The organism is Nocardioides sp. CPCC 206348, from assembly GCF_048654705.1.
In the GTDB taxonomy this organism is placed as follows: domain Bacteria; phylum Actinomycetota; class Actinomycetes; order Propionibacteriales; family Nocardioidaceae; genus Nocardioides.
In genome coordinates, this window is the sequence record NZ_JBMCZA010000236.1 from 23,500 (window position 1) to 28,313 (window position 4,814).

General features: G+C 67.7%; 5 protein-coding genes. All 5 read left to right on the plus strand.

The genetic code is table 11. From position 1 onward, the window contains the following. A partial coding sequence (locus ACOADB_RS27135) for a sugar ABC transporter substrate-binding protein (RefSeq protein WP_378606417.1) occupies positions 1–571 on the plus strand: 571 nt, incomplete at its 5' end. Beyond that, positions 568–2,115, plus strand: a complete 1,548-nt coding sequence (locus tag ACOADB_RS27140; protein WP_378606420.1) for a sugar ABC transporter ATP-binding protein — start codon at positions 568–570, stop codon at positions 2,113–2,115. The genes ACOADB_RS27135 and ACOADB_RS27140, both read left to right, overlap by 4 nt. Before the next feature lie 104 nt (positions 2,116–2,219). Next, on the plus strand, positions 2,220–3,137 hold the full coding sequence (locus ACOADB_RS27145) for an ABC transporter permease (RefSeq protein ID WP_378606423.1): 918 nt from the start codon (positions 2,220–2,222) through the stop codon (positions 3,135–3,137). Positions 3,138–3,218: 81 nt separating this feature from the next. After that, positions 3,219–3,911 (plus strand): VOC family protein, encoded by a 693-nt coding sequence (locus tag ACOADB_RS27150; RefSeq protein ID WP_378606426.1) that lies wholly within the window; start codon positions 3,219–3,221, stop codon positions 3,909–3,911. A 295-nt stretch (positions 3,912–4,206) separates the two neighbouring features. Further along, positions 4,207–4,722: a tautomerase family protein gene (locus ACOADB_RS27155; RefSeq protein ID WP_378606429.1), complete on the plus strand. Its 516-nt coding sequence runs from the start codon at positions 4,207–4,209 to the stop codon at positions 4,720–4,722. Positions 4,723–4,814 lie beyond the last annotated feature (92 nt).

Consider the following 4,814-nt stretch of genomic DNA (forward strand, 5'->3'; position numbering starts at 1 on the left):
TGAAGCTCAGATCATCGAGTTCGTCCAGACCGACGCCCTCATCGCACAGCACCTCAGCACGGGTTTCGAAGAGCGAATCAAGGACTGCTCCGGCTGCACGATCCTCGCCGAGGTGCCGGTCACCTTCAGTGACCTGATCGGTGGCAAGCTGCAGGCCAAGGCCGAGGCAGCGCTGACCCGCTATCCCCAGGCCGACGTGTTGTACGGCATCCACGACACCGCACTCGTCCTGGGCATCTCGCAGGCCGTGGTCGCGTCGGGCCGGAACGACGACCTGCTGGTGCCCGGTGGTGAAGGCCTGAGCCCCAACATCGGCTTCGTGCGGGACAACAAGGGCCAGGACTCCATCATTGGCTCTCCGTCAGGCTGGCTGGGTTGGGCTTCGATCGATGGTGTGAACCGGTTGCTCCAGGGGCAGCCGCAGGTCGACGCAGGCATTGGGTTCCAGACGCTCGACGGCGACGGACCCTTGCCCGAGCAGACGACGTACTACGACGGCAACATCGACGCCGATGGCAACCCCAAGGTGGATTACCGGGCCCACTACAAGAAGATCTGGAGTGGCTCTTGACCGAGGGCCGCGGTGGTGCGCAGGACGTCGTCCTGCGCACCACCGCACTCAGCAAGACGTTCGCGGGCACCACGGTCCTGCAGGACGCCCACCTCGAGGTGCGACGCGGGGAGGTCCACGCCCTGCTGGGCGGCAACGGCTCGGGGAAGTCGACCTTGATCAAGCTCCTCGCCGGCGTCTACCACGCGGATCCCGGGGGGCGAATCGAGGTCCAGGGTGTTTCCGCGTCGGCCGATGAATGGTCACCGACGGTGGCGCGCTCCGCCGGACTGCACTTCGTCCACCAGGATCCCGCCGTCTTCACCGCGCTCACCGTTGCGGAGAACCTGGCCATCGGCCGTGGCTTCGTGCGCGGCCTCGGTGGCCGGATCAACTGGTCGGCGACCCGGCGACGTACCGCCGAGGTCCTTGAGCGGTTCTCGTTGCAGGTGTCGCCGGACACTCCGGTCGCTGCCTTGCGCCCGGCCGACCGCACGATGCTGGCCATCGCACGCGCTCTGCAGGACCAGGAAGGGGCCCACGACGGGGTTCTGGTCCTCGACGAGCCCACGGCTTCGCTCCCGGCCTGGGAGGTCGACATCCTGCTCGCGGCCCTGCGGAAGTATGCGGCCGCCGGTCAGACCATCATGTACGTGAGCCACCGCCTCTCCGAGGTACTCGAGCTCGCTGATCGCGTCGCCGTGCTGCGCGACGGTGCCCAGGTGACGACCCGGGACACCGCTGACCTGACCGAGAATGCGCTCGTCGAGCTCATTGCCGGGCGCGAGCTGGAGCAGGTGTTCCCCGAGCGGCACGCGGCAGTCGGTCAGGACGTCGTGATGTCGGTGCGTGGACTCGTCGCGGGCCCGTTGCGCGGCGTCGACCTGGATCTGTATCGAGGTGAGATCCTCGGCATCGCGGGACTGCTCGGTTCGGGCCGTACCGCCTTGTTGCGTGCCATCTTCGGAGATCTGCCCGTGACCGCTGGCGAGATCCGCCTGGCCGGTGAGCCCTACCGGCCCTCGCGCCCGGCGCGGGCCATGAAGGCTGGGATCGCGCTGGTTCCGGAGGACCGCGGCACGGAGGGCCTCTTCGCCTCGCTGTCCGTGCGCGAGAACGTCTCCGCCTCAGTCGTGTCCGGCTATTGGTCACGCGCAAGGCTCCAGCACCGGCGGGAACGCGCCGACGCCCGGCAGTTGGTCGAGGCCTTCGGGGTTCGGCCGGCAAGTGATCTGCCGATCGCTGGGACCCTGTCCGGCGGAAACCAGCAGAAGGTCGTCATGGCCCGGTGGCTACGGCGCGACCCTGTCGTGCTCCTGCTGGACGAGCCGACGCAGGGCGTCGACGTCCAGGCTCGGGCCGACATCTACGAGCACGTCAGGCGAGCCGCCGCTGCGGGGACCGCCGTTCTGCTGGTCACCTCGGACTTCGAGGAGCTGGCCCACATGGCCGATCGAGCGGTGGTCCTTCGTGAGGGCCGCGTCGCTGCGGAGGTCCGCGGTGCCGACCTCGACCCGCGCCGGTTGACCGAACTGTCGTACCTGTACAAGGAGACCAACACATGACCACGACAACCGACCGCTCTATCGACAGCGAAGCGAGTACGGCGGCGGCGCCGCGGCGGCGCCCGGAGCTGCTGGCGTTCCTCGAGAGGTACGCACTGGCCGCGATGCTGGCGCTCCTCTGCCTGTTCTTCTCGACGTATGGATCGACCGCCGAGACGTTCCCGTCCCTGGCGAACATCCGCAACATCCTCGGTAGCGAGTCGGTCGTCGCCGTCGCCGCGCTTGCCTCGATCGTGCCGCTCACCTGCGGCCAGTTCGACCTGTCCGTCGGAGCAGTGCTCGGGCTCTCTTCCATCGTTGCCGGTACAGCGGCCGCGACGCACGATCTCCCGATAGTCGTTGCAGTCGCTCTCGGCGTACTGGCCGGTGCCGTGGTCGGCATGTTCAACGGCTGGCTGGTGGCGTACCGCGGTGTCAATGCGCTGATCGCAACTCTTGGCACCTCGACCTTGGTCGCTGGCCTGGTGAGCCTGTACACCGAGAATCAGGTCCTGAGTGTGGGCATCCCCGAAAGCCTGACCAACTTCGGCTCGGGACGGCTGCTGGGCGTCCCCAAGACGGTCTACGCGCTGGCCGTGATCGCCGTCGTCGTCTACTACCTGCTGCGCCACACGCCGTATGGCCGCTACCTCGCCTCCGTCGGCGCCAGCCCGGCTTCGGCGCGCCTGGTGGGGTTGAACGTGCCCAGGATGATCCTGTCCAGCTTTGTGCTCTCTGGTGCGCTTGCCGGTATTGCGGGCGTCTTGCTGCTGGCCCGTGCAGGAACGGCCAACCCGCAGGTCGGGCCCGGATTCACCCTTGCCGCCTTGTCCGCGGCGTTCCTCGGCGCGACAGCAATCCGTCCAGGAACATTCAACGTTTTCGGAACCCTGCTCGGCGTCCTCTTCGTTGCCGTCAGCGTCAACGGCCTCGTTCTGTCCGGAGCTGCTGACTGGGTCGAGCCCACCTTCAATGGCGCGGCGCTGCTCGTTGCGGTCACCCTCTCCACGGCCATTGCGCGCCGGCGTGCCGGACGGACCTGACAACACTGTTTGGCGACCCTGTACCTGCATCGGGCGATTTTTGACGATCCGATCGGCAGAGATGGCTCCCAAGATGGGGACATGACATCCACAAGCATGCTCCGCATCCGTCAGGCCGTCCTCGTCGCCCGCGACCTCGACACCGCCGTGCCGGCGTTGCGAGCGGCGCTGCCGCTCGGCGATCCCTTCCACGACCCGGAGGTCGCACAGTTCGGCCTGCGGAACGCCGTCATGCCGCTCGGGGACACGTTCGTCGAGGTCATCTCGCCCGGCGAAGAGGGTACGGCGGGCGGCCGGCACCTCGAGCGGATCGGCGGCGACGGCGGCTACATGGTGATGTTCCAGGTCGATGACATCGCCGCTGCCCGGGCTCGCATCGAACAGCTTCGCTTGCGCGTCATCTACGAGCTCGACCGCGACGGCGACACGGACGTCCATCTGCACCCTGCCGACCTGCCCGGCGCGATCGTCGCGATCGATCGCATGGAGCACCCGGGGTCGTGGCGCTGGGCCGGCCCGTCCTGGATCGCGACGACGCCGGACGAGATTGGTCCGGGCCGTGTGACCGGAGCGACCCTGACTGCCCGCGAGCCCACGAAGCTGGCGAGCACGTGGGCGGCCGCCCTCGGAACGGAAGCCGAGGGTGACCGGATTGCTCTCGACGGCGGCGAGCTTCGCTTCATCGCGGGCGAGCGTGACGGTATCGACGCCTTCCACGTGCACGGTCTCGAGGCTGACGTCGCGGTCGGCGGCGTCCGCTTCCTGCGCGCCTGAAACCCCCGCACGATCACAGTGGCGTGGCCAGCAACGACGGGCGCACCGGCGTGGGCCCTCGGGCTGGGCACCTGTCAATTCTGTACCGGTGTTCGGCAGGTTCGACCTACACGCCGAGGCCGCGCGCTCGTACTTTGGATGTGACCGACAGCACGTTTGACGTGTGACTCATTGAGTCGAGATCTGAAGGTCCGGCGCGATCCGCGAGGCCAGCTCACGCAGCCGAACGGTCGGGCCGGTGCTGGGCAGCATGCCTCCCAGCACTCACCCGTCCAACACAAACAAGGAGCAACTCATGCCGCTGTGGCAGCTGTTCGTCCCGGAGAACGCCTACACCTCCGAAGAGAAGGCCGAGATGGCCGCGAAGATCACCAACATCTACTCCTCTGACTGGTCGCGGGAGAACTTCGGCTTCGAGCTGCCGAAGTTCTACACCTCCGTGGTCTTCCACGAGATCAAGGCGGACTCGTTCTACGTCGGCGGCGAGTCGCGCGACAAGTTCGTCCAGATCGAGGTCGTCCACATCGCCCGCACGAACGAGGGGGCCGCCGCCCTCGCGGGCATCACTGTCGAGGAGATCCTCCGGCGGTACTTCGAGAACGTCAACGCGACGCTCAAGCCGTACATCGCCGACCGCGGCTACGAGGTGGAGTTCCACGTCGAGGCCGCGCCGTTCGAGACCTGGCAGATTGACGGCATGGTGCCGCCGCCCCCCGGCTCAGAGGCGGAGCGGCGCTGGTACGAGGACAACCGGAGCTCGCCGTACGTCGCCGGCGACCCGAGCGAAGACATGCGGGTGGCGACGGCCTGAGACAGGCACCGTCCACGCACCAACCTGCACCAAGACCCGGGGTGCGTGCCGCGGCGCGGCACGCACCCTGAGGACCGGGCCAGATATTTCAC